Source organism: Desulforamulus ruminis DSM 2154 (assembly GCF_000215085.1).
GTDB lineage: Bacteria > Bacillota > Desulfotomaculia > Desulfotomaculales > Desulfotomaculaceae > Desulfotomaculum > Desulfotomaculum ruminis.
The window spans coordinates 3565202-3590270 of record NC_015589.1; the positions used below are offsets into that span (position 1 = coordinate 3565202).

Sequence of the window (25069 nt, forward strand, 5' to 3'; positions counted from 1 at the left end):
AGATAAATTTTTGCAAAATTGTTCTGTTATCATCAATTTTATATGAGTTGATTTACCATATTTTGAAAATCTATAGGCCACAACTTTTTTGCTCTAAAATATTCAAGGACTTCTGTAAATGCCCCTCATTGTCAAGACACAAATTTTGGCCATATGTCTTTATAACTATAATTAAAGGAAAATGGAGAATGAGTGACCCACATTATCTAGACGACCATGCAGAAGATAACGTACAATAAAGTGCACAAAAAGAAAAAGACAAGCTTGAGGTCATTTGGTAGAATAAATTCGCCAAAGGAGCCCACAAACAAGTCTAAGGAAGCTGTACAGCTGCGGGAAAGATTTTAATTGTTATTAGTCATTTTTTCCTGTGTTAACCATATTCATTAACTTCACTTTCCAAGCGGGTAAATCCTTGACCTGCAGTTCATTATGATTATCCGTTGCAGATATTTCGCAGCCCGTTACGGTCTTTGACCGGGAACTTTTACTTTTTCCCCCATTTTCTGTAATACCGGACGAACCAGAAGATTTATTGCTTCTCCTCACTGTGGCCCGTCTGACTACTTTTCCTTCGACGACATCCTTCACCGAACTTAGTGGATGAAGTCCTTTGTATTCATTATTTTTTTCTCCGTTAGCTTGTCGTTCAATTTCCATGTACCTTACCTGCTCATTACGCAGCACTTGCTTTGCCATCATTAAAAAGGACTGCACATGAGGCTCCTGTCTAATGTCAATTTGATATTTTTCTTGCATATATTTCCAATAGGCTTGAATGTATTTTTCCGGACAGCCGGGTTTCAAATAATCTGAAGCAAAAGTAAGGCGGCTCCCATATTTTATCGCCAAATCCTCAAGCTGCAATATGACCTCCTCTCGTTTCAGCTTCATGCGGCCATAACCGTAAGGTTTTCCCTTTCCGATTTGCACTTTGCTTTCCGCTTCCAGCATAATAGCCCATAAAAGCAGACCCAATTCATCCTGGGCAAGGTTGGAAAAACGTATCCGGCCTTGAAAGTATGTATCCTTTGGTAAGGGTCGCAAATAGGATAAAATTCTGTCGTTTTTCTTATGGTTTTTTTCAAGGCGCTCTTCCTCTTTAAACCAGTAGCGCTTCATGCCACGGATGGTAAAGTTAGGTTCATTGTATGTTGCCAATTCTCCGGTGCTAGGGGCATCCGGCTGCTTTAAATACAGGGGATAAGCCGTCGCCTTCGGCTCGGCAAGGATCAAAGGAATGGGGTCCATCTCACACGGGTTGCCAACGGCCTGCATATCCTCAAAGGAAATACGGCTTTTGTAAGCCTGAACGGCGTCCGGCTCTGCCAATTCTCCATCGTTAGAAGAAGGATACGCGCTGAAACCAAACAGGCTCTTGCAGTAATCCAGTTGATCCCCCGCACGAAAGGCTTGAGGGATGCCTTGATGCACGCTATAATCGTAGAAAATACGCAAATACGGTGTAAAACCAAAATACGTGATCTTTCCGGCAGTCTCCACATAGAAAATGGGTTTGCGCCTGCCCGCTTCCTCGGGCAAATGGTAAAATTCATATTCCTTGTCCAGTCTTTCGTTGCCTTTATATTTCTTACGTATCAAATCGGTATTATAGGCATCGACATAGGTCTTGTCAATGGCCCGTCCGGGGATATTCTCTTCAGCCGCTCGAATAATATAGTGCGTTAATTTGCCCGATTTCCCCGCGTACATATACCCCGATGAAAGAAGATAGCCCTCTTCCATCTGACCTTCTGCTGAAACGGCATCTTTTATTACAATCTTGCCAACCTTTCCCTTGGCAGCATCCATGGTGTAGCAGACCGGTACATAATAAGGCCTATACCCGTGCTTATCGTAGTATTCTTTATTTATGTCTTGCGGTGTCAATTTGTTTATGTCCTGCTCCCAAAACTCTTTTTTATACATCAATTTAACCTTGTCTGGAGGAAGCTTCATTCTTCTCAGATGCCTTTCAGAAATCCGGTACATTTGGACCCCTTTTTTATCCTGCTGAGCCGGAAAGATGTAGTATTTCCCATCCTCTCCTTTTTCCACATAGCCCGCCTTCAATTTATCCGGTAATGCTCCCCGTTCCTGCTGCTGGGCGCTTTGTATATTGTGCGAAACAATACCAAGGTTGGCTCGATACTGTGCTTTAAGCCTTTGATTTCGACTGGCCATATCCCGGTACAGAAACCATTGGTTTTCGATATCATCACGATAATTGCACATGCCCAATATCTGGATATGACTGCGAATCATCCCCCGCATACTGCTGCCCGGAATTGCAAAACCTTGGTGGTTACGAAAAAACCCTTCTTCCTTATGCCCGATAAATACCGGCGTTTCCGCCTTCCATTTCAAGTCAATGCTGCCGCTTAGCAATCCGTCCCCATAACGATCATGGGGAGGCAGTTGCTCAAAACCGTCATACCGGGCAACCCAGCGCCGGGGAAAATCAATAAAATTGTACGGCGCGCCCACATATTCGAAATTCCCCTTACTTTGCCTGGCGTCATGGGAGGAGTTGGAAGATTTATCTGACGGATGCTGATCCCGATTAAATTTAGCCATGTCACTCGCCTCCCTTTGATGATCCCAAATTCGCTTCCAGTTTCAACGGTCTTGTGTACACAACATGAAACTGTCCATCCTCATCCGCTTCCAAATAGTTGCGAATACAAAGCGTTTTCCCAAAATCGTCCATCCTCTGAATAAATTGGCGTTCATCCAAACATTCCTCAGTCCCCGTTTCAGTACACCAAATGACCTGCCAGCCATGATCCAGCCGGTAGAAATGCACGGCTACCGTTTCGCCGAACCAATAGGCTTCAAACAACTGCTCCATCTCAATTTCCCGGGGAGACGGCGCATGATAAGGATATGCTTCTATATGGTCCCAATAATAGAGTAGCGCCTGGGTCATTCCTTGATCCGCAAGCCATTCCTTACTCACTTCGGACGGGGCGACCGGCGTCAATTTAACTCCTTGGGTCTTGTCCATGTTTAACTCACTCCTTTTAACGCACAAATCCAATGATTGGCCAAATTTTCATTATCCACCCGGCGGTCGCCGAAATGAACCGTCACCTTCCCCTCCGGCGTGGCAATCTGCAAATTTTCCCCACACAGATAGCCCCGCCCGTTGGCAGAGCCGCTTCCCAATGCGAAGCCCTTTTCAGCCAAATCCCGCAGCGCCAATAACAGCGCTCCGGCAATCGCTTCATAATCCTTCCCTTGTTTACCGGGCTGCAAAAACAAATCAAAAGTAACTTTTCCCCGAACTGTTCTTTCCTGTTTTAATGCCCCGTTTATCACACCGCCGGTAAATTTATCAATGTGAATTCCAAAATAGTCTACCCATTGCCGCTCCAATTGTTGATCTTCTTCAATCATGGCGTCCATTACCTGGACAATACCCCCATACCGGTCGCCATTGGCTTTTTTATCTCCTGGCGACGGCTCCGCATCGCTCCCAAAAGCTTGTTCTTCCAATTCGGGACGACCGTAATAATGCACAATGCGGCATAATTGGTGGCGAAGGGCCCCTTTCCAACTGGTTCCCGGGATATACCACTTGCCATCTGCCGTACGAATAGGAGCTGCGTCCGGTTCTCCCGGCCAGGAAAATTCATCCCCGCGAATCAATAATGGAGAAACGATTTTAGCCTTCAAGGTGTACCTATAACCGGGCAGGGAAACATTCTCATCCATAATCCTTTTCATCCACCGCCCCTTGAGCGTGGTTGTTTGCTCCCCGTCCTCCTGCAAAAAATCAAAGTAATCGTCCAGCTGATTTAAATTATAAGTATTCCTATAGATATGGTTAATGGACAGCCGTCCACCGCCGGCATTCTTGAAAGCTCCCAGGCGAACAATGCCTTGATGTAAGGCTTGCAAGCACTTTTCTATGGCCTGAGCATAGGCTTGGTTCTGTTCTTCATGGGCCGCAGTCCACACCAGTCTACCTCGAAATACGGCTCCCGGAGCAATATATATCCGTTCCAATTTGTCTACAGCCGCACCGGCGGCTCCATGAATACGCACACCCGGGCGCTCTTCCCTAAGGGCTATTTTTTCACTAACCAGATCGTGAACATACAAATTCGATGGGCGTCTTCCATCCGGCTTAGGACTGCCAAACAAGGAGAGCCATACCTGGCGTTCCACTGCACCGCTTTGTTTCAACCAGGCTCGCAACGCTCCCCCCAAAGAACTGCCCGGGATCATAGCGCAACCGCTTTCCCCATCCATGAGCAGTTCTCCATCCTGGTCTCCCACATGCAAAGGTCCGACATTTGTTGCTTCAAAAAGCAGTACGGTCACATACTGTTTCCAACTCATACTTTCTGCCTCCTTTGCTTCTTAAAATTAGCTAATCTTCGACGTTCCCGCACGTATTGATATAACATTTCCATGTTGAGGCAATACACCTCTTCTTTAGACAACAAGACCTTGGCCTCCTGTCCCGCAATACTCAACTCCGGCAACTGTAAGGAATGGATCAGTTCATCCACGTCATCCGCCTGCCGTATATAGCTGTGGATTTGCTCCAACCACGGTTTTTTGCCAATTCGTGCGTCCCTTAGCGAATGCAATACCCTTTGATTGGCTCTTTCGGTTTCTTCGCTTTTCCCTTTTTGCTCCTTCCCCCGCTTCTCCAAATACAGGATATATTGTTCAATTTCCGCCTTACCCGCATCCGGCGCCAGCCCTTTCGCACGATTAAAAAGATCCATCCATTGTGCCAGTTGTGATGATGAAATCGCTTTGTCATCGCTATCCTGGGACCATTCCAAAATCCGGTTTTCCAAACCAGCACGAATTCGCTGCATCATCACGCGCTTGAGCATCTGCTGTACTTGCCTGAGTTCTTCCTGATTAAGCCGGAAGTCCGAAACCTGCCGGGACATGGGCAGAGCCTCTCCTTTGCCCACCAACTCCACTTTCATGTCCGGTAATAAGGCAATCCGTCCAAACCCGTCAACACGTCTTTCCCCAATCCCCTGGTGCAAAAACTGCTCCGCTTTTGATTGATCTATGTTGCCTTCATAACGAAATTTAAAGATACTTCCTTTCCGGATTGCCTGCTGCTTCGGCAGCCGCGCACCCCATTTCTGATTAAATCCATCCGTAGTAATGGTTTGTACGGCAGCAGACTCCAGAAAAGCCTTATCCACACCTAGACCTGCCGCCAAAATGTGCTCCGGTATTCGTGAACTTAAACGTCCTTTTTCATCCCGGACGATAATATCGGATAGACAATAGACATAAAGCGTCTGGGAAAAAACCGGCCAATTATCTCCATATTCAGGATTTTCTGTCCGTCTGGTTACACTGATCACCCGGCATTTGCCGTAGCCATTACTTTTGGAACCGCCTAAATAAATGATTTTATTGGTAAATGACTGCAGAAATGTCTTGATCTCGTCATCTTCATGGTCCACAGCCACTACAGCAATAAAGGTTTGCCCTGCGGCAATGGCTTCATAGCGATACAAGCGGGTTTGTTCCCCCTGCAAGTTAATGTGCAGTTTAGCCGTCATTTTCGTTTGATGCCAGGTAATTTGTTCCGCAGTCCAATCCGAAATAAAACCGGCGGCAGGCAACCGTTCCATCTGTTCGCCAATCAAGTGGTCCAGTGAGTTAACTACAGGCGCCGGCTGATTCTGCTCGCTAAAAAGCTTCCGGTTATTCTTGGTCATACAAAGGCAGGCCGGGAATGGCCGGCTTCTTTGTCCGTCAATACTTATATAACCATTGAGAAACCTTAAATCCCCTTCCAGCCATCGCTTGCGCATTAGACTGTCTCTACACAATTGAATTTCAGGTTTTTCCCGCACATAAGCTCCAATAAATGCACCCCGTAAAGCAGAACCCGCGATATAATCAAGGGCTGTCTCATTATCTGCCTGAGACCCCGTTCCCCCCATCTTAAGAGGCTGGAGCGTCTTCAACTCATAGTAATAATAAACGGTCATGATGTAGTCACCCACTCCCGTAATTCCTGAATATACTTTGCTGTGACATCCGTTCCTTTATGGATTAAGGCACAACGAACCCATCCCTTGCCGCGGTGTTTCATTGTTCCCAAATAGCGGAGACTGCTTAATCCCGCAGCCAATAGTCCAATTTCATGTCCACGCAAGCAATCCAAACCGTCAATCTCCGCCTCCAGCACAAGATCCTTCCGAATTATTCGAAATTTACGCAAAGACCTTTTTTCTACCGTGCCCGTCTCGTCATTGATCGCTGTAAACCTGCGTATATCTGTCATGGAATTGAACACTTCGGAAGAAGTAAGCTGTTGTTTTTGAATTGCCGTAGCAAACAAAGCACGGATGGCCGGCGCTACTTGCGCATCGTTCAAATGAATTGCACCCGGCAGAGCATTAGTTATACCTCCCTGCCCGAAACAACGGTCAACAACAGCAGCCAGTTCAGCAGCCTTTGCCCTTGACGCCGCCCCTTGACCCAACACCTTGGCCGCCAGTTTTGTTTGCTCCAGCCAATGGCCTTTCAGCGTTCTCGATCCATAGTAAGGAAAACCATAGTCATCATGCAAAACCTCCAGATCCACTTCCCCCGGCGTAGATTGCCCGCTGCCGAATATGGCCTCCGATTTCAAATGAATTCGTGCTGACCAACTCATAACTCCCGCTCCTCTCGTGGAAATAAAAGCACATCATCCATCGCTTCGATGGCATCATAATATGGACAGCAGCGCTCATAAGTAAAGATCTCCCCTTGTTCCAGCGGCGTATCTTTAAAGCCCATCAAATAATCCTCCAATTGATTCAATTGGATAAATCGTTTCGTTTCCGCCGGTCCCCGTTTAATACATTCCCGCAGTTTTTTAATCTTGCTTCTGGCTATCTTCTCTTTATCGGTCATCCGCTCCCAAGCAACCTGAAAAGTTGCCAACTGGTTGAATAAACCGCTGACGGACTGACGGGCTGAAGGGCTCATCACATAATAGGGCTTCAATGTCAGGGAATAGGCTTGATTATTCGCATCTTTCATCAGGTAATCTTCCTCCCGCTGCTGCCTGATTGAGCCCGACCAATCTCCATGCAAAATATGAAAATCGAGCGCCGAGGCATCGCCTTCCTCAAGCCGTTCAAAACCATCCTGCAGCACTCTGGTCTTCGCCATCCGGCAAAGCTGTTCAGCCATCTCATGAGCCCGGGCAAAGGGATAGCCGGACTTGACAATGGCCACACCGGCACAAGCATGCAAGGTCATGGATACTTTGCGGGAACCTGGGCCGCCGTCAATTTCCAGCTTATCCTGTTGTAGTTTTTCCAGCATCATTCGCGCGGCCTCTACGCCAAGGGGTCCCGGAACAATAAAAGAAATATCATCCCCTGCAAAAATAATCGGCCGGACCGGAATCCCATTTTCGTTATAAGTATTTAATGCTATCGGCTCGTCAGACACCTGAACCCGACTATATAGGTCTACCATCGCCGCTTTAAAAGCTGCTTTATACTTGGTGTCAATGTCATTGCTGAACTGCCGAAAGGCCTCCCGGTATCTTTGATTATAGTCCCTTACTGATTCACCCTCCTTGATTTGATACAACTCTCGAAATTTAGCAATTTTCTCCCCCATCCGGTTGCCATCCAAATGGATAACAGCTACCTTACTCCTCTCCCCATCCTCCAGCACATCCGTATCACTGGTCATTTGCACCGGCAAGCCGCTTAATTGTAAATCCGCAAAGTATTCCTCCAGCTTATTGTCCTGAGCAAATTTAAGTTTGGCATAGATTTCGGCGGACACAAATCGGACTTCATCTTTAATAGTAACTATCTCCGTTGCCGGCAGTCGGGTAGATTCGCACAACTTTTCAATCCCATAGGAATATTGCCTCAGCGACCCGGCATGTCCGCTCTTCTTTTGTGCCAACGCTTCAGATAATTCTGTAATCTTATCGGACAGAAGATCCGCCTCCGGGTTAAAATCTACCATTACGCAATAAAACTGAAGCCCGGGAAACTGTTTTAGCACCGTCCGGGACAGCATGCGATTAAATTCGTACCCTTCATGCCTGGTGTTGAACTGGTAAATACTATGTCCTCCGCCTTCCATAATCACGTTGTTTTTCCCGAAATACGGTAAGGACAGTTCTTTGGGCAACCGCTCACTGACATGACGAATAATCATGGAAGCACCTTCAATTTCCTTTAAACGGTTGCTGGCAAAGATATAAGCCTGCTTCCTGCCGATCTCTACAATATCCAGTACAGCCACGCCATTCACCCCTTTGCATTTCATTTAGGTGGTTCTACTTGTCCGGTAATTCATTCCCTACCGTCTTAAATTGCTCCGCATAGGCTTCATGTGGAAACAACATGGGATTATTAATAAGCATCAGCATTTGATTGAGCTGAAAGATAAGAGACAATATAACATTTTCTTGCCCGTCTTTTTCAGTTATTTTTAAAACCTCAAAAGATTTATTAACCGGAGGATTACTTTCTTTAATAAAATCCTTATGGTATTTCTTATCGTCACCAAAACGCTCTAAGCCATAATGATTTAATTCTTGATACCACCATTCATAATTGTTTTTTTCCTGAGGCATTGTTTTCTTAAGGGTATTATCCTTATCATTAATACTTAATGAAATATCGAATAAATTTGATATTTTTTTTGGAATATTCTTATTGGTAGTAGAACAAAGAATTCTTATGGGCCTTGTTGAAGTTTGGGATTTCTTCTCTTTTGAAGATGGTGTCTTCTCAGGATTGTTATTTACTAAACCCGTAATTATTCTGGCAACCGATGCCAGAGAAGTTTTAAGTTTTACAATGCTATCCACCCATTTTTCTAAATTAGCAGCCTTAGAATCTAATTCCCGACTTTTGCACTGGATAACCACCGCTACAGCCTCAATTGGAATAAACTTTATCTTTCCATAGTTAAAAATATACGGGGTATACTGTTCATCGAATATAGCCAAATCTACTTCAGCGGAAATCTTGCCGTAAGAATCAATAATAAATACACCCTGGTCGATACAGAATTTACGGGGAATAATTTGTTCAAACATGCTTTTCCAGACGGCTTCTCGGTAGGTCCCGGTGGTAGGATGATGCCCAGGGGTCTCCAGACATAGTTGACTAACTAAAGATTTTTCTAGGTTTTTGTAATTCTCAATAATTTTACGTATGGTCTTCTTATCAGCCTCATCTTGTGACATTGCAAACGCCTCCTTTGGGGAAGTTTCAAAAAAACTCTTAATTTTATTTCCCGTTAGTTAGAAATTAATTGGAACACTAAAAACCCCCATATAATAATACTTAATATATACCTTATAACAAAATATACTCTAATTATATCAAGGTCCACATATTATTACAATTATTTTCCAATATCGATCGGCTGTCTCTTAAAGATATTAATGATGCAAAAATTTAACCCACAATTACGTTGAGAAAGTAATGGTGGGTTAAAGTGATATTACTATTCATTTGCACTTTAAATACTGTGGATATGTATACGAAGTTAGGTAAAAAGATGCCAGCTTCAGTTAGTTTATCAAAATTATAGAGAATCTTATCTTAATTAAAAAGCCAAAAAGTAGTAGTTTATATAGTCGTAACAATATCCCGACCTGGGGGGGAAACTTCAATTATGTGTTCCCTTATACCCTTGACAACTCATCTCTGAACGCAGGTCTATTGACATATTTGTTAAAAAGCTTCTGTTTAATTTCTGAAGCCTGCTCTTGCCCACCTGCTTTTTTCAGATTACGGATAATAGCACATACTCCCTTATAATCTTTCCTGTTGCCCGCACTGGCAGCAGTCTGCTCAATATGTTGCAGAAACAGAGTGTATACCTCTTCCTTAAATTCAGGAATAAGCTGCTTATAAAAAAGCTCTATCATTGACGACCTCGTTCTAACATAGGCAAGCAGCTTTTGTTTTTCTCCTTCTTCTATGAGAATACGGTTATATATATCATGATATGTTTTTTTCTGATTTTCCAGCAGAAGAATTATCTTGGGATAAACAGAAAGCCACTCACCGGAATCATAGCTCTTTTTTAATTCCTCGTAATATTCAAAACTACCATCCAGAATAAATTCCATGGCAATCCCGCGCAAATCATCAAGGTTGCCGGAAAGCTGAAACGCCTTGTACCGGTATTTCTTCCACTGATCTACCAGCCCGCGCCTGTCTTTATCCTTCTTTTCTCCATCAAGTGTAAGCTTAATCACCGCGTCATAGTCTTTTTTCCTCATAGCATTTTCTATCGCCATTTTCCTGAATTCCAGATAGTGAAGATTCTGTCTTATAAATTCCTGCGCTGCTTTCTGCCCGTCATACTGTTCAATCATACGGTACCTGATTAGAACAACTCTTTCTGCAAAGTAACTGCCGCTCCACGAATCCTCTCTTTCGTTTTTTATGATTAATACCAAATGATTTTCCAATTTATTTCGTAAAACCAGGGTGCCTGCAAGCTCCGAACAACTGCCAAGAAGATCCAGCCTCCAGTCGGTCCAACCTTCATATCGCCCATGCGCCGCTTCTTCTATCAGCTTCTGAAAATTGCTTTCTTTATCAACTGGGCTTAATGCTTCATCTTTAACCACTTCACGAACAAAAGTCAAGCTTTCTTCAATTTCCCCTCCGACTACCCCGTCGGAATCATCTGCGCCCTCAAGCAAATCCATAATTTCATGGATAACACAAAGAGCCAGCTCTAAAGCATGCATGGGTTTATTCTTTGCCAAAGCAGATCGGGCTTTTTCCAACACCAGATCAGCGCCCTTGACCGCCTCCCAGGTATCTCCGCAGGCAACAAACCCATGCCGATCCGAATTGTTTCTGATAAAGGTGCGCATAAGCATCATGGATTTGCGTATTTCATCCTCATCGTTTCCATCGTTAAAATCCAGTTCTATACGCTGCTTAATTTCTTCATACTCGGCTGCAATCGCCAGGAGAAATTTAACAAGTTCATCTTTCGTTCTCTCAGAAAGTATTTTCTTCATATCGGGCGCTTTTCTTTTCTTTGGAACGGATTGATGAACCGCTTCCGCGTCCGTATTGTTCGAACCTATCTTATTCTTGATATCCCGTAAAGCAAAAAATACCGCCGCTTGGTGCTTGCAATACTCTCCCCAATCATAAGGGCAGTCGCATTGATTATCTACGAGGTTTGCACCCGCCTCACTTCTAAATTATAGCAAAAGGCTGAAGGACACGGTATTTGTTTTAACTGCTGGTTTCCGTTTAACAGCATTTATATTTTGGCAAAGACGGTTATGTAAGACACCAAAAAACCTCTGAATATCAATATGAAAAGCTGCCATAAATCGCGGAAGGAACATCTGGTCTATTATGTTCTACGGAATCACTTCGGCGGTACTTTCACCCTCCGGATTACTACCACCAAAAAGTTGATTCCTCTTGCATGAATTGGCGGATCATATTAAAAAGGGAACTATCTGTTGCCCGTTGGCCAAGTGCTTTTGTTCGCCATTTCGCACTTCCCTTCTATGTTCTGAATGAAACATTTGCCATAATCCTAATAATCTCTCTTGGTACTCCAGACCTTAAAATTATACACCGGTTTCCTCATCTCCATCATAAAAAAGCGATGACCACTCATAGACGTATTGTCCTCTTGCTTTATCCAGTAATCCTTATAGATTGCTCACGACTTCAAAGTAATCGGATAAATAGAAATAACAATCATGGCTCTCGTCCATAACCAGATAATCAAAATCCGAGAATTGCTTAGTAATCTTCACGATTGCCGACAAACCTTACTTTGGCAGGATGCTTCATGCACTACCCTCCTCTGTAAAGTAAAGTATTCTTTATAGTACCATACTTGAGTCCGAATGCAGTGCAGTACTCAACTCACCCATGCTTGAGGAAAAATTGCAGAGCAAGCAACTTTTCAATATTTTTTCCTTCCCTTGAAATGGCGTACTTCTATCACTTGATCAAGCCGAAGTTCCCAAAAGGTTGCCTGAATATATTTTCCATGACTTTCCCATTCATTCTCCCACGGCGGTGAGACGTCAAATATCTTCTCCCATGATTTTTGTTTTATCCTCAATTGCTCAGCGGGAAGTAAACTGTTGTACCAATTATCCTCCGCTTCATATTCCCGTTCGTTTGAATAGTCTCCATAATAGCCATCATTCAATACAAGATGCCACATGTCCTCGTTGCTGAGCAGTACGTCTTTATCCGGCACTTCAAGTTCAATACAGACCTGATTTTCACTATAGCTGCGAAACTCCGTGCGACGTAGATCAGGCTTCCGATGTTTCCACTCCATGGTATGCCACGCCCAAAACGGATACTTCACACCCACAGGCGGTCGCCCAACACGTAAAACCATTTGCCCTGCAAGCCAAACATAAGCGGGGCCAAAGCTATATTCAGAAATTAGTTCAGATTGCGCCGGATCACAATAAAGAACCTTTTCCTCTTTTAACTTCATATATAGGCTTTCCGGCTGAATTGACCATAAGCGCATAGACTACTCCTTATAACTCTATAATGTTATATTCATTGTTGCTGGGATATCAATAAAATAGTCTGAATTCCAATTGTCAAAATTTAAGTCCGACTCTAATTGATTTGGAATCCTTAGGACACAACAAAAGGTGAATTTCAAGTTCGCTACTACACAGTTCAAACAAATGATAGCAAAGAGAAAATACGTTACAAGATATGGGGTGGTCCCGTTAAGGGAAATATTACTTCAGCAGAAACATTTGAGGCTATTCGAGTAGCATACTTAGGGGCGCTCAGAGATGTGGAAAATGAAACCGGGGTACGTGTTCTTTAACGATTAATTACCCATGCCAAGCCAAGAAAAATGTAGAGGTTATATCTTGTCACGGCCAAAATAACCTACCGCAAAACAGCAAAAGCCGCTCCGCTAAAATGCAAAAACGGCTTAATTACTGGACTTTCATGCAAAACAAAAACCACCTGTGGATAAAATTATTCTTTTTATCAATAGATGGTAGATAATCTGGCTACCCTACTATAAAATGATACAAATGCACACCCCTGGTCAATCTTTCAACGATCTAAGGATAGGGGGGTGCATTTTCGTCAGGGGGTGTGCATAGGCTGAATGTATTCAAGCATTTCCAGTTCCTTCACTTCACGAAACAACACATCATATCTTCTCAAAGTTATTGAGAGCTTCTTTAGAAAATCCAAAGACTGCATGCTTAAGGATCACCTTTGTGACCAACGCATAGAACCTATCAATATCTACTGATATTTCATTTTGAAGCTTCGTTTCATCAATTGTTGGATACATTCTTTTTACTTCTTCGATGTTCCTTTTGATAATACTGTCTTTGTATTCATGAAACATATAAATATAGTCAGCTAAACACTCAATTTGGTGAAGTAATACTTCATTCAAATTATTACCATTTATGATCGAGTTATATGTCATGTAGACATTCTCACAAATATCTACCAATTTAAGCTTATATCCACAATAGTAGGTATCACTGACCATTTTCATCCAAAGTTCATTTTTGTAATCATTGATATCATGAAGATGCTGCTGATATTTTTTGAAATCTTCGTTAACGTCTAAATATGCTATATCTGATACAGCTATTTTCGATGTCAGGCTTTCACAAAGGCCATCATCCCTAAATTTTTTTACTGGAAGTGCAATATTAACTGCTCCCATCCCTTGGACTAATGTTGTATTTAGGGATGATTTATATCTAATCCCGTCATATCCCCCGTTCTCTCTTATCCAGTTCATGAACATTTGAGGAATAACGTATTCTTCAACAAACCTGTCGCCTCTATCTTTCACTTTTATTGAGCAAGCCGCTGCTAAGGGATAGGTAATAATATAGTTCAGCAAATATTCTTTTATATTCTGCTGCTTATTGAGGTCCTCTTTTGCATTTAAAATCCATACGTAAATGTCCGATAATAGATCTACCGGACGGTTAGATATATCAATAAGCCTCAGTGCATTTTCGCCGCTCTCCTCAATATGCATCCTACAATAACTAAACATTTTTGGCATTCCAGATTCAAACCACCCAAGTTCGAATCCGCTAGTTAAATACAGACAAGGAAAACCAGGGATGCTAAAGCGGTAAGCCCCAATGAGATTGCGTTTACTATCTTTTATATGAAACATTTTTGCTTTTTTCTTTTTGCTATCTTCCCCAGGTTTTATCCGAAAATCACCACTTCTAATTCTATAGTAATCCCCATCCCGGCCTGCCCAAGAAAATCTTTCAAGATAATAAGGTTCCATTGAAGCAAAGAGCGTGTATGCATTTTCGTATGCATCCTTAATTCGCCCATTTCGATTTATGTGCGCAATTTCCACTATTCCATCACAAATGCACTGGATAACTGAGATGTTATCCAAAACTCGGGAACAAAAATCACTGCCGAGAAAAGGATTACTCCCGGCAGCAGCTTCCTCAATATCTTGAATATATTTATTAAAATGGTCTTCGAGGTACGAAGGTACATCTAATTCACTACGGTATAGATTAAAATCGTATTTTAGTAAACTTTGAAACAACATATCGCCTTTGTACATTATCATTATCCTTTCATTTAATTAACTACTTTCCAGCAGTTCAATGGTCCGCATTTTATCGAGTATATTACTTAGAGGATTGTATATATCTGCATTCTCCCGAACCAACTGGATATATATTTGCAGTAATTGGATTGTCTCTTGCTCTTGGCATGTAACAAGAAAATTCTCTAGTTCATCAGCGTATCTCAAAAGCTGATTGCGCTTAAACCAATTATTTGCATGATTCGGTAGTTCATTGATCAGGGAATCTATTTGTGCTTGTCTCTTTTCCTCTAAGTTCCGCTGTCTTTCAATATTTTCCTTCTCGATCCGTTTTTTTCTTTCAATTTCAAATTGAATCGCCCGTTTTTTCTGCTCGACTCTGTTAATTATTTCATTATTGAAACATAGTTTGCATACCTCAAGAACCACGGAAGGAATCTGATCCTCCAGCCGTTCTTCATCCGAATCGCTATACGACAAGATAGTAGAAGCAGATTTGTCGGTTGAATAATACCCTGCTTTATGAACTGTCCAATTGATTTGAAGCCTTCCATCGTAAACCTCTTCATATATCGGCCTTAAGTCTTGTAGGACACCCTGCTCACTTAGGTATCGCCGCTTTGTTTTGTGCTCAAATATTTCAAAAGACAAGTCGCTACTTAACAGCGTAATGGTTATGTTATCCTGATTACCACGTTCAACCGAAAACCTAGCTTCTAATTCCTGAAAGGACTTTAGAATAGTATCGGCAATTCTGCAGGCACGGTTGTATTGCCTGCTTGATACACTAATGGGGATTACGGCTTCATTGTCGCGGTACTTTACTTTTTCAACCGGACTCCATATTTTGATACCTTTATCTCTGAAAGGATGTTCCTTATCTCTTGCTTCCCGATATTCCCTTTCTGATTGATGTTTTGAAACTAAAGCATGGTAGTCCTGTATCCGGCCTGGCACTTTAATATTGCTGTACCAATTTGAGAAATCTTCAAACGAGCCGGGCAAAAGCAAGTCAAAATCCTGCATGTTACTTAACTGTTCAAGGGAGAATTCTTCAGTATCGACGAAACGTAAAATGCTATCCTTCTTTTGGGCCTGCGGCTTTGACCCGTCAGATTTGTCTGCGTTATTACTATTATATATAGTAGGGGGCAAGGGAACCTGTTCCGGTACAGGCTTCCCGGCCTTTACTTTTGCCCAGTACCCCACTGGTGGCAGCGGTATATTCAGTGCTTTACACCTTTTACGCAAGCCGTTATCTGAAATCCCATATCTTACAGCAACAGTTGTCATGGGCTCGGACCATACTTCTTCATACAATTTTAGTCTCATCTGCTGAATATCTTGTGGCTCATACATTACTGATTCCCCCCACAACAAAACGCAAATCCCGCGCGCAGCAAATTGTCAACCAATTCTTCCAGTTGGGCATCATTAGCGACGTTTTTAGGAATCATGTACCGCCGCTGATTGTCGTTAAAAACTGTTCTGAGCATAGTATAGAAATCGTCATAGGATGGATATTTAAATTTATGCAGGTACTCAGCGGTCGAATCATCGCCGATTTTTCTAAGTTTTGAGTGGAAAGAAGGCTGATTTTGGGTATTGGTGATATGTATGCTCACGATTGAATTTTTCATTTTTGTAAGCGCCCCTAATATCTCGCCTTGGCTATAGCTGTTCCTTTTACCTGCCAATAGAGCGGGAAAATCAATTGAGAATTGCAGGCGCATCTTCCTTTCCCGTAGCTGAACCTTCAATTTCATTATGTCTTCAATTGTTGAGATGTAGCTGTTCGGCCTTGACCTCTGATTACCCAGCCCATTTACAATCGCTACTTTCATACCCGTATGCTTTTTCATCTTCTTTTCAATAATGCTGCAACAGGTAAGAAACAGTTCTTCGTCAAATGAATTCGTTTTCATCGGAGCAGCTAATTCTAGTACCTTCGGTGTACCATATATTTTAAATATTTCGTTTAAACTTTTTGTCAATGATGTTATTGCTTCCGTGTCTTGCCACACACTAGAATTATTTAAGGTTTCATCTGCTCTTAGAATATAAGCTCCCTTAGGCGGATTCTTTAGTTCGCCATTCATTAACACAATGTATTCAGTCTCACATTGTACATCATCAGGGTATTTTAGCCCGGCCTGTGTAACTGGCAATAGGGCGTTTATGTGCTGGACTATTTTCACTCTCCCTCTATCCACGCATAGGTTAACGTATTCAGGCCAGTAATCATCATCATACACCATGCCAAACAGCCATTCGTGCATGACCAGCATTTCCAGTTCCCCCCGCTTGTCTTGCAGGAACGGCCGGTGTTTGTTATCTTCATAGATCCGGTCAAGATCAAAAGGATTGCTATTATAACGGTGATTATAATTGTTCACATAATAAGATCCTTCACCCCACTGGCCACGTTCATATTTCACATATCGCTGATAATAAGAATAGGCATGATCATACGCAAAAGAAAATAAGTTAACGCCATACTGTCGGTAAGTGTCCCGAACCCATGCAACCAGGCTGCTGTCCAGGTGAATCATCTCCGAAGGCCCAGGTTCTTCAGTATCACATTGTTTAATCTCCGCCATTAATACTTGTATGTTACTGCGGTATTCATTCATATTTCCATTCTTGAGCTTATAGCCTGAACAGAAGTCCACGGCTGCCGACGAAAAATCGTCTTCTGAATAGAAAAACGGGTAGTAGGACAGATCTTCAAGCCACTTTTTTACCTCTTTGTGAATGCCAATCCTCTGCTGCATATAAAAATCAAGTATGAACTCCTTGCTCTTTGGGTATTTGTTTTCGATCTCTTGTTCCAGCTTGTCCCTCTTGTGCTTCATTTTGATAGCTTCTGCATCACAAGTCTCCAGGGTCAGGTATTCATTAAAGTAGGTCATAACATATTTAATTACTGCGGCCATATTCTCGGACTGCTTTAAATAATCGAATTCATCCATTTTGTCGGTTCTCTTCATCTTGGCAATATACTCATCGATGGTTAGCATGCTCATCCCCCCTCTGGAAATAAAATGAATTTCACTCTATGCAAATATTATAGATTATTTATCCTGCCCAAAATAAAAAACCGCAGGACCGGAATTGCAGCCAGCCTGCGGATAGTTGTTTATATTATTAAACTTTAATTACCGTACCGTCTCTGAACGTAAAATGGATGGCATTAGCATCATGGATTATGACTTTATCAATGACTGCCAACCACAGCTTCTCATCAAACTCATCAATCACAAGCGGGCGGGTCTCGATTTCCTGTATAAACCCGTCCAGTACCAATGATTTATTTTGGCGGTTTCGCCGCTGATCCTCTAATTCGGCAATCCGGTCTGTTGCAATCCGGTGCCGCTCCATGTATCCCTGGTGCCGTTCGTTAAATTCATCCTGATTAATGGCAAAGCGGGCGTTTTCATAAATGGATTTCCGCGTGAGTTCGGAAACAACCTCAATTTCGCGGTGCAGTTCCGCAAGTTCCATTTCAATTGCCGAGCAATCACATAAGACTTCTTGGGCTAGGTGGCAGTTGCTAAGAACCTCATCCCGATCACCCATCAATATGTTAAATGCTTTCAGAAAGCGCTGCTTAATCTCATCTTCTGTAAGATGAGGCGTGGAACAAGGTTTATCGTTTTTGTACTTATCATTGCACCGCCATACCGTGCGCCGATACTTGGTGTTGGAACCCCAAACCTTGGAGCCGTAAAAACCGCCGCAGTCACCGCAAACGATTTTAGCTGAAAATGGGCTGTGGCAACTGACTGGCCTACCGAGTTTTTTACGCCGTTCCATTTCAAGCTGCACCGCATCAAATTCGTCCGGCTCAATAATGGCGGGATGGCTATTCTGCACATAGTATTGAGGAACCTCACCCTCGTTGACTTTGGTGGTTTTGGTGAGAAAATCTACCGTGAAGCTTTTTTGCAGCAGAGCGTCACCCTTGTATTTCTCGTTAGTCAGAATGCTTATCACTGTCGCCACTTGCCAGGTTTTTTTTCCGGCCGGAGATGGGATGCCCAGATTGCCAAGATGCTTGGCGATGGCTGAAGGCGTTTTACCCTCAAGAAACATTCTGTAAATCAGCCGGACTGTTTCCGCTTCCTTTTCAACGATTTTAGGTAAACCATCCTCACCCTTTTCGTAGCCAAGGAAATGACGATAAGGCATGCTTACTTTCCCATCAGCCATACGTTTGCGTTGGCCCCAGGTTACATTTTCAGAAATTGAACGGCTTTCTTCCTGTGCCAGGCTGGACATAATAGTGATTAAAAGCTCCCCCTTACTGTCCAGCGTGTAAATGTTCTCCTTTTCGAAATAAACCTCAACGCCTTTTTCTTTTAGCTGGCGAACCGTAACCAGAGAGTCAACTGTGTTTCTCGCAAAGCGGCTAACTGATTTGGTAACAATCAGATCGATTTTCCCGTTCAGTGCATCGGCAACCATCTGCTTAAACCCATCGCGCTTTTTGGTATTGGTGGCACTGATACCTTCGTCGGTGTAGATTCCGGCAAATATCCAATCAGCACGTTCGTTGATGTACTTAGTGTAGTAGTCTACCTGGGCTTCGTAGCTGGTAAGCTGTTCCTCAGAATCTGTTGAAACACGGGCATATGCAGCTACTCTTTTTCTTGCGGCCACACCAATCGTTTCCGGCGCAAAGCGGTTTATGGTTGGTGGTATAACAGTAACGGCTCGAGCTGGTTTCACTTCAAATCTCCCCTTTGGTAGGCAAGCGCCCTTTCCCGCGCCTGCTGTTTCTTTTTGTCGTCCCAGCTTGATTTGCGTGACCGGTCTTGCCAAGTGGCTTCAACTTCATGACCGTCTTGAAAAATATAAATTACCTTGTTTGCTTGCGGCACCTGCATCTGCTTAATCTTGGATAGGAAAACCCCCTCATCAAATTCCGGTAGGCCCAACACTTCAGCGGTCAGCGACAATAAGATTGGTTCTGGAATCTGTTTGGCTGGGCAGACATCCTTGCCGTAATTGACGAAGGTGGAACAGTTCCAGGCTGCATGCCCCTTGTAGGTTACCCGCCGATAGTTCTTGCCGCAGCGAGGGCAGAAGATTAAGCCTGAAAATGGGTAACGGTTGACCGGGTTTTGCCTGACATTTCTGTTCTCCCGGCGTAGAGCCATGATTTCCTGCGCCTTTTGAAAGGTGAGAGGGTCTATAATCGGCGGATGGGTTCCTTCGGCATAGTACTTTGGCAGGATTCCCCGGTTATAAACCAGCTTCTTTGACAAGTGGTCGGCTACATACTTTTTCTGAAGCAGCGCGTTGCCAGAATACTTCTCGTTATTTAGGATGGCTAGGACTCGCTTTGCTGTCCACTGTCTGCCGCTGAACGTTCGCGCACCCATTTCCCGCAGTCTGGCAGCAATCCGATCGCAACCCAGGCCGTTTATGTAATCGGCGTAGATCATTCGAACGATTTCGGCCTGTTCCTGATCGATTTCAATTTGACCATGGTTGATTCGATACCCGTACATGAAACGCAGGTTTACAATCTCACCTTGCTGGAACCGCTTGCGAATCCTCCACTTACAGTTCTCACTAACCGAACGGCTTTCCTCCTGAGCATAGGATGCCAGGATGGTTAGCATAAGTTCGCCATCCCCGCTCATGGAATGAATATTCTGCTCCTCAAAATAAACGTCAACACCGAGCAGTTTTAGTTCCCGCACTGTTTCAAGAAGTGTTACCGTGTTGCGGGCAAAACGTGATATCGATTTTGTAATGATCAGGTCAATCTTGCCATCCTTGCAGTCAGCAATTAGACACTGAAATTCCGGGCGAGTGTCTTTGGTTCCTGTCAGTGCCTCGTCGGCGTATACACCAGCATATTCCCAATAAAGTCGCTGCTGAATGAGGTTGCTGTAATAGCTGACTTGAGCTGCCAGAGATTGTAACATAGCATCTTTTCCGGATGATACGCGGGCATAAGCGGCAACCCGTAATCTAGCAGGGATTGGTGGCACCGAAGGGGATATTTTCGTAACTATCTTTTCCATAATGACCTCCTTTCGCTATGACATATTCGCTCCAAAAGCCTATATTATCAAGCGTTTTGGCGATATATGCTGCGCTCGGAAAGCCCATATTTTTGAGCGATAGTTGCCTCAATTTTTATCAATTCATCTTCTCGTATAATGCCTGCTGCAAGCCATCTATTGAAAACTGCCATGGTAGCTGTATAGTAGATGACTGCTAATGCCTTACTACTCATGCCGCACCGCCTTCGACCTGCCGTAGCAAGCGCGGGAGCAGTATTTGCGCTTCTTATTTCCATAGCTTTCAAAATCACGGCCACATATAGGGCAAGTAAAAGCATAAATGGCTTTACGGTTGACGGCTTCCGGGTGGTCGTTCCACCAGGCCATGCGGCATTTGTCCGAACAGAACCGTTTTTGCTTCACTCCAGCGGTCTGGATAAGGGGGGTTCTGCACTGTCGGCAAAGAATTCCGTCCCTCTGAAAGAAGAATTCTTTATTAGCACTACCAAGATTGTTCCTACGGCAGAAAGACTTCACCGTATTTTCCGAAATACCAAGAGCTGTCGATATTTTTGAATAGCTTAAACCGTCCCGTCGCATTTTAATGATTTTCTCTTTTTGCTGTTGATTCATTACAATACCTCCTCCGAAGGCAAACCTTAAAAGCCTTCGGTATAAGCCGCAGGAGGAGCAACAATCGGACGGTATCAAAATATTTCACCGTCATTACCTCCCACCGATATGCGAAAAACTAGCGGGAGTCGAACCCCAACAAAAAGAAAAGGCCCGCAGAGCAGGATGATTTGCTCCACGGGCGGTTGCTTCAGAATAATAGTATTCAATGTTGTTGAGACGAAATATATTCAGCCATTCGTTCAATAAGTAGTCCGGCATATTCTCCCTTAATGGTTTTACCCGGCCGGGCATTTTCCAGCCAATATTCGGGGGATTTAAGTATACCGTTTCTTACCAACACCTCCAAAGCTTCTTCCAGACCATTCTGGCTCTCTTCTATGTATGCTAACCCCAGTTGGGAAAGGATAGCGCCAGCAACTGCTTTGATAATTTCATCTCTCTTGGCATAAAACAGTGCATTGTCCTGGCTGTTATCAATAAAGCCGATTTCGATTAGTACTGCAGGGGCCTTTGTTTCTCTTAAGACTTGATAATTAGCAGTTTTCACCCCCCGGTTTGCAAAACCGACCCCCACCAGGGAGCTTTGAATTTTTTCGGCCAGCCCCTTTGACTTGGCTCCCGGATTTAAATAAGTGTAAGTTTCTACACCAGCAGCCGTTTCCGGCTTAAAAGCATTACGGTGAAATGATATGAAGTAATCAAAGCTACCCTTGTTTTCAAAATCACATCTAGCTTTCAGGCTTACACTAACATCAGCCGTCCTGGTCTCATCGATGATTACTCCATGGCGTCTCAACACTGCTGCTACGGCCCGACCCAGGCTCAGCACATCATCGGCTTCTTTTCTTCCTTTATATACTGCGCCCGGGTCATTGCCGCCATGTCCGTAGTCAAAACATAATCTAGCCATTAATCTTTTCCTCCTTATTGAGTTGGTCCAAAACCAGTTTGAGTTTCTCCGGAATAGGTAGGCCGATCTTGGCTGCGTTTTCCAGAATACTGATCCCTTCGTTGGATAAGTAGAAGAAGATGACGGCGGTACGGACAGCGCTACCGTTTGTTATAACCTGGGTATCTATAATGTGGCCCACTGCCACCAGGGCAAAAATCAGCACCTTCTTAAAGATGCCCCTTGCACCGACCTCGCTGGAAAGGCGTTTTTCCAGTATGGCCGACATGACGCCGGTCAGGTAATCGATAACCACAAAGGTAATCAGCGCGTATAAAAAGCCGTCCCAGCCTCCCAAGACCCAGCCCAGCCAGCCGCCAAAGGCTGTTAAGGCGATTTGAAATGAGCTTTTCATTGTTAGTCCTCCTTAAAATTGGCAATAAAAAAGAGCCCCATGGCCCATTCTGAAAAATAACTTAAGCTGCCGATTATTCGATAGCTGATGCAATCCTGCCTGACACTTCCTTTTGTATATCAGTTGGCACCTGATCAATGGTTCTCCTTCCTGCAAGCACCAATTCAGCCATCAATTCAGTGCTGACCGTGCCGGGATTTGCTTCCGAAAGTTTGGCTACAGCCTCCATCAGTACTAAACTATACTTTTCAAGCTTGGCTACTTTTTCGTCCAGCGTTATATTTCTGCCGCCGCTTACTTTGTTATTCCATTCAGCAGTCGGTATCAGTTCCAGATGGCATCCTTCTTTATTTACAACCTTTATAGCTTCATAATTGGATAAATTAAGTTCAGGGTCATGGGCAAAGACATAGTCCTGTCCCGGAGCCAGTACCGGTTCAGTCTCAGATGCTTGCACTACTAAACCGTCGTTCTTGTTATATACTAAAAACAACAAGTCTGCCTCCCTTCGTTAATACCTGTAGATTTCCAGCTTGCCTACCATAGATCCGCCGCCCCCGCTGGAAACAGAAAAATATATGGTGACGGATAGGGAAGAGCGAAAGGGGATAGCTAAATTGGCTCTGCTGTCAATTACATTGAGTTTCCCCGCTGAATCAGCAAACAAAATAACATCAGATGCTCCCCAGGCTACACTACCATTCACAGAACCAAAGGCAGGTAGGGCCATTCCGTCAACTGTTACGGTAGCCCGGCATCTACTGGTCCATGAGGACGAACCACTGGCTTGTATATATATGTTTTGCAATATACCTGTGCCATTATAGGAGATGGTTACACTTTGTTCAGTACTGTTCCAGCCGCTAGTGTTTGATGATATAGTGCTTAACTGCATGATGGTGTAGTTCTTTATATAATTTTGCATAACATCTTTCAGGTTGCCGATTTTGGCATGTAGACTACCCGCCGGATCAGCGGCATCGTTCCTTACTCCGACCTGTCTGCGGATAAAAGCCAGAATTTCTTCTGAGCCAAACATTACACCACCCCCCGTTTTAATATCTCGCCTGACCATTGATAGGTTTTGATCTGCCTGACCCCGCCTATAAAACCGGAAGCAGGGGGCAGGTACCGGTAGGCTTTGGAGATTAGATCACCGTCCCATATAAGCCAGGTAACGGCGTTGTAGCCATAGATGCCATGCAAAAGGTTGCCCGTTTCCCCGTTATATACCTCAAAGTGGATGGCGTTCTCTGCTGTCCAGGCTCCGCTGTTTCCCGCTCTTCTGTAAGTAGGATATAAGGAGTCTTGTATGGTTTCACCATGCAGGTGAAAGTGGTTATCGGCATCCCCGGCTTTTTTAATGATCAGCCAGTAGTAAGCGCCGCTCACTAAGTCAGATATATCTATAGGGATGCTGAAATATCCCTTGCTGGTGGGAATAAACTCTTTGGGCAGCACCATGAATCTGAGCAACGAACCCGCTGTCGAACCATCCGGATTAAAGCCGTCCCGCAGTTCGACCAAGAGATCAGCACCCTGACCATGCCTGATAATTTCAAAGGTTACTCTCGCGATAGCGGCGGCGGTATCGGCTTTAAACCGCACCGCATGGTCATAACCGGCACAGTCAAATTCAGCTATGCCCGCTCCGGTTTTGCCACCAAAAACGGTGCCTTCATAAATATGCGAAAATTCCTGCATCATCATAGCAGCATTAGCCAGGTTCTCATCGATTACTGTTCGGCCGCTTTCAGCTGCAAACAACACAAAAATCACCCCCTACTGCAGAGTAAGCCTGCATTCCACTGTCAAAATCATCTGGTTTTCCTTGCCCCAGGGTACTTTTAAGAGGTTAAACATAATGCCTGAACCGGGGGCATCGCTGGCGTCGGTGAAGATACAGGTCTTTTGGTGCTGCCCGTTGCCTTCTCCAGCCAAGAGCACCGTCCTGAAGCGGATCATGTTTCCGGACTGGGTCACCACCGATACTGCCTTGCGGTAAACTTCGGATATGGTATCCCCTTCGGTCGTATCATCACCAATAACAAGATAGGGGCTGGATAGCCCGGCCAGCTTCTGAGCGGCTATACTTAAGCCTGCGCTGGTAACATAGTTTTTTAAGGGGCCGATAACTTTGCCATCCCCGTATTCCAAATACCATTCTGATTTAAAGCTGATAGTATCTTTCATGTCACACCACTCCATACTGGCCTAATACCACCGTCAGGCCAACCAGCGAGTCGGCTTCATCTGGCGATTTGTAGTTAAAGACCTGCACGTTGGCTTTTTGATAGGTCCTGAATTTGATAAAGCCCGGGAAAGGTACTGTTACAGCTTCGGAAAAGTCCACATCCGCCCATGGGCTCCACTGGCTGCCATCAATACTTGTTGATATCTGCAACCCCCTAGGCAATGACATAGCTTGGGTCTGGGGATAGATGCGGGCCAGGCTGCCAATAGTGGGTACAGGTTGGCTTTCCGGTTGCGGGATGTGTTCAAGACCCCACTTGTGCATTTCCCATATCATAGACATAG

The 25069-nt window shown here is 44.0% G+C and carries 23 protein-coding genes; all 23 read right to left on the minus strand.

Annotated elements, in window-relative coordinates:
* Positions 1 to 354 precede the first annotated feature (354 nt).
* Positions 355 to 2577, minus strand: a complete 2223-nt coding sequence (locus DESRU_RS17735) for a TIGR03986 family type III CRISPR-associated RAMP protein (protein WP_013843466.1) — start codon at positions 2575 to 2577, stop codon at positions 355 to 357.
* Position 2578: 1 nt separating this feature from the next.
* Positions 2579 to 2983 carry a hypothetical protein gene (locus DESRU_RS17740; RefSeq protein WP_143758815.1) on the minus strand — a complete coding sequence of 135 codons (405 nt, stop codon included), beginning with the start codon at positions 2981 to 2983 and terminating at the stop codon, positions 2579 to 2581.
* A 26-nt stretch (positions 2984 to 3009) separates the two neighbouring features.
* Positions 3010 to 4347 carry an RAMP superfamily CRISPR-associated protein gene (locus tag DESRU_RS17745; protein ID WP_013843468.1) on the minus strand — a complete coding sequence of 446 codons (1338 nt, stop codon included), beginning with the start codon at positions 4345 to 4347 and terminating at the stop codon, positions 3010 to 3012.
* Positions 4344 to 5984, minus strand: coding sequence for an RAMP superfamily CRISPR-associated protein (locus DESRU_RS17750; RefSeq protein WP_041275474.1), 1641 nt, complete (start codon positions 5982 to 5984; stop codon positions 4344 to 4346). The genes DESRU_RS17745 and DESRU_RS17750 overlap by 4 nt, the downstream gene beginning before the upstream one ends.
* A complete protein-coding gene (locus DESRU_RS17755) occupies positions 5981 to 6655 on the minus strand; it encodes an RAMP superfamily CRISPR-associated protein (protein ID WP_013843470.1) in 675 nt (224 codons plus the stop codon). Before DESRU_RS17755 ends, DESRU_RS17750 begins: the two co-directional genes overlap by 4 nt.
* Entirely contained in the window at positions 6652 to 8283 is a 1632-nt protein-coding gene (locus tag DESRU_RS17760; RefSeq protein WP_013843471.1) for a hypothetical protein, read from the minus strand. Before DESRU_RS17760 ends, DESRU_RS17755 begins: the two co-directional genes overlap by 4 nt.
* A 10-nt stretch (positions 8284 to 8293) precedes the next feature.
* A complete protein-coding gene (locus DESRU_RS17765; RefSeq protein WP_013843472.1) occupies positions 8294 to 9211 on the minus strand; it encodes a DUF6602 domain-containing protein in 918 nt (305 codons plus the stop codon).
* Positions 9212 to 9655: 444 nt separating this feature from the next.
* Entirely contained in the window at positions 9656 to 11014 is a 1359-nt protein-coding gene (locus DESRU_RS17770) for a hypothetical protein (RefSeq protein WP_013843473.1), read from the minus strand.
* A gap of 914 nt (positions 11015 to 11928) precedes the next feature.
* Positions 11929 to 12516, minus strand: a complete 588-nt coding sequence (locus tag DESRU_RS17775; protein ID WP_013843474.1) for a DUF3841 domain-containing protein — start codon at positions 12514 to 12516, stop codon at positions 11929 to 11931.
* A gap of 654 nt (positions 12517 to 13170) precedes the next feature.
* A complete protein-coding gene (locus tag DESRU_RS17780) occupies positions 13171 to 14586 on the minus strand; it encodes a hypothetical protein (protein WP_013843475.1) in 1416 nt (471 codons plus the stop codon).
* 21 nt (positions 14587 to 14607) lie between these two features.
* Complete coding sequence (locus DESRU_RS17785) at positions 14608 to 15930, minus strand: hypothetical protein (protein ID WP_013843476.1); 1323 nt, start codon at positions 15928 to 15930, stop codon at positions 14608 to 14610.
* Complete coding sequence (locus DESRU_RS17790; protein ID WP_013843477.1) at positions 15930 to 17591, minus strand: hypothetical protein; 1662 nt, start codon at positions 17589 to 17591, stop codon at positions 15930 to 15932. The genes DESRU_RS17785 and DESRU_RS17790 overlap by 1 nt, the downstream gene beginning before the upstream one ends.
* 127 nt (positions 17592 to 17718) lie before the next feature.
* A complete protein-coding gene (locus DESRU_RS17795) occupies positions 17719 to 19302 on the minus strand; it encodes a recombinase family protein (protein ID WP_013843478.1) in 1584 nt (527 codons plus the stop codon).
* Positions 19299 to 20609 (minus strand): recombinase family protein, encoded by a 1311-nt coding sequence (locus DESRU_RS17800; protein ID WP_013843479.1) that lies wholly within the window; start codon positions 20607 to 20609, stop codon positions 19299 to 19301. The genes DESRU_RS17795 and DESRU_RS17800 overlap by 4 nt, the downstream gene beginning before the upstream one ends.
* 47 nt (positions 20610 to 20656) lie before the next feature.
* Positions 20657 to 20824 (minus strand): SHOCT domain-containing protein, encoded by a 168-nt coding sequence (locus tag DESRU_RS21025; protein WP_187290589.1) that lies wholly within the window; start codon positions 20822 to 20824, stop codon positions 20657 to 20659.
* Positions 20817 to 21224: a helix-turn-helix domain-containing protein gene (locus DESRU_RS17805; protein ID WP_013843480.1), complete on the minus strand. Its 408-nt coding sequence runs from the start codon at positions 21222 to 21224 to the stop codon at positions 20817 to 20819. Before DESRU_RS17805 ends, DESRU_RS21025 begins: the two co-directional genes overlap by 8 nt.
* Positions 21225 to 21429: 205 nt before the next feature.
* Positions 21430 to 22137: an N-acetylmuramoyl-L-alanine amidase family protein gene (locus tag DESRU_RS17810; protein WP_013843481.1), complete on the minus strand. Its 708-nt coding sequence runs from the start codon at positions 22135 to 22137 to the stop codon at positions 21430 to 21432.
* Positions 22130 to 22531: a phage holin family protein gene (locus DESRU_RS17815; RefSeq protein ID WP_013843482.1), complete on the minus strand. Its 402-nt coding sequence runs from the start codon at positions 22529 to 22531 to the stop codon at positions 22130 to 22132. The genes DESRU_RS17810 and DESRU_RS17815 overlap by 8 nt, the downstream gene beginning before the upstream one ends.
* A gap of 73 nt (positions 22532 to 22604) precedes the next feature.
* The gene (locus DESRU_RS17820) at positions 22605 to 23024 is read right to left on the minus strand and encodes a CD1375 family protein (RefSeq protein ID WP_013843483.1); all 420 of its coding nucleotides are present in this window, start codon (positions 23022 to 23024) and stop codon (positions 22605 to 22607) included.
* Between the two features lie 18 nt (positions 23025 to 23042).
* Entirely contained in the window at positions 23043 to 23570 is a 528-nt protein-coding gene (locus tag DESRU_RS17825) for a hypothetical protein (RefSeq protein ID WP_013843484.1), read from the minus strand.
* Positions 23570 to 24301, minus strand: coding sequence for a hypothetical protein (locus DESRU_RS17830; RefSeq protein WP_013843485.1), 732 nt, complete (start codon positions 24299 to 24301; stop codon positions 23570 to 23572). Before DESRU_RS17830 ends, DESRU_RS17825 begins: the two co-directional genes overlap by 1 nt.
* 12 nt (positions 24302 to 24313) lie before the next feature.
* Positions 24314 to 24724 carry a hypothetical protein gene (locus tag DESRU_RS17835; protein WP_013843486.1) on the minus strand — a complete coding sequence of 137 codons (411 nt, stop codon included), beginning with the start codon at positions 24722 to 24724 and terminating at the stop codon, positions 24314 to 24316.
* A gap of 1 nt (position 24725) precedes the next feature.
* Positions 24726 to 25067, minus strand: a complete 342-nt coding sequence (locus DESRU_RS17840; protein WP_013843487.1) for a hypothetical protein — start codon at positions 25065 to 25067, stop codon at positions 24726 to 24728.
* Between the last annotated feature and the right edge of the window lie 2 nt (positions 25068 to 25069).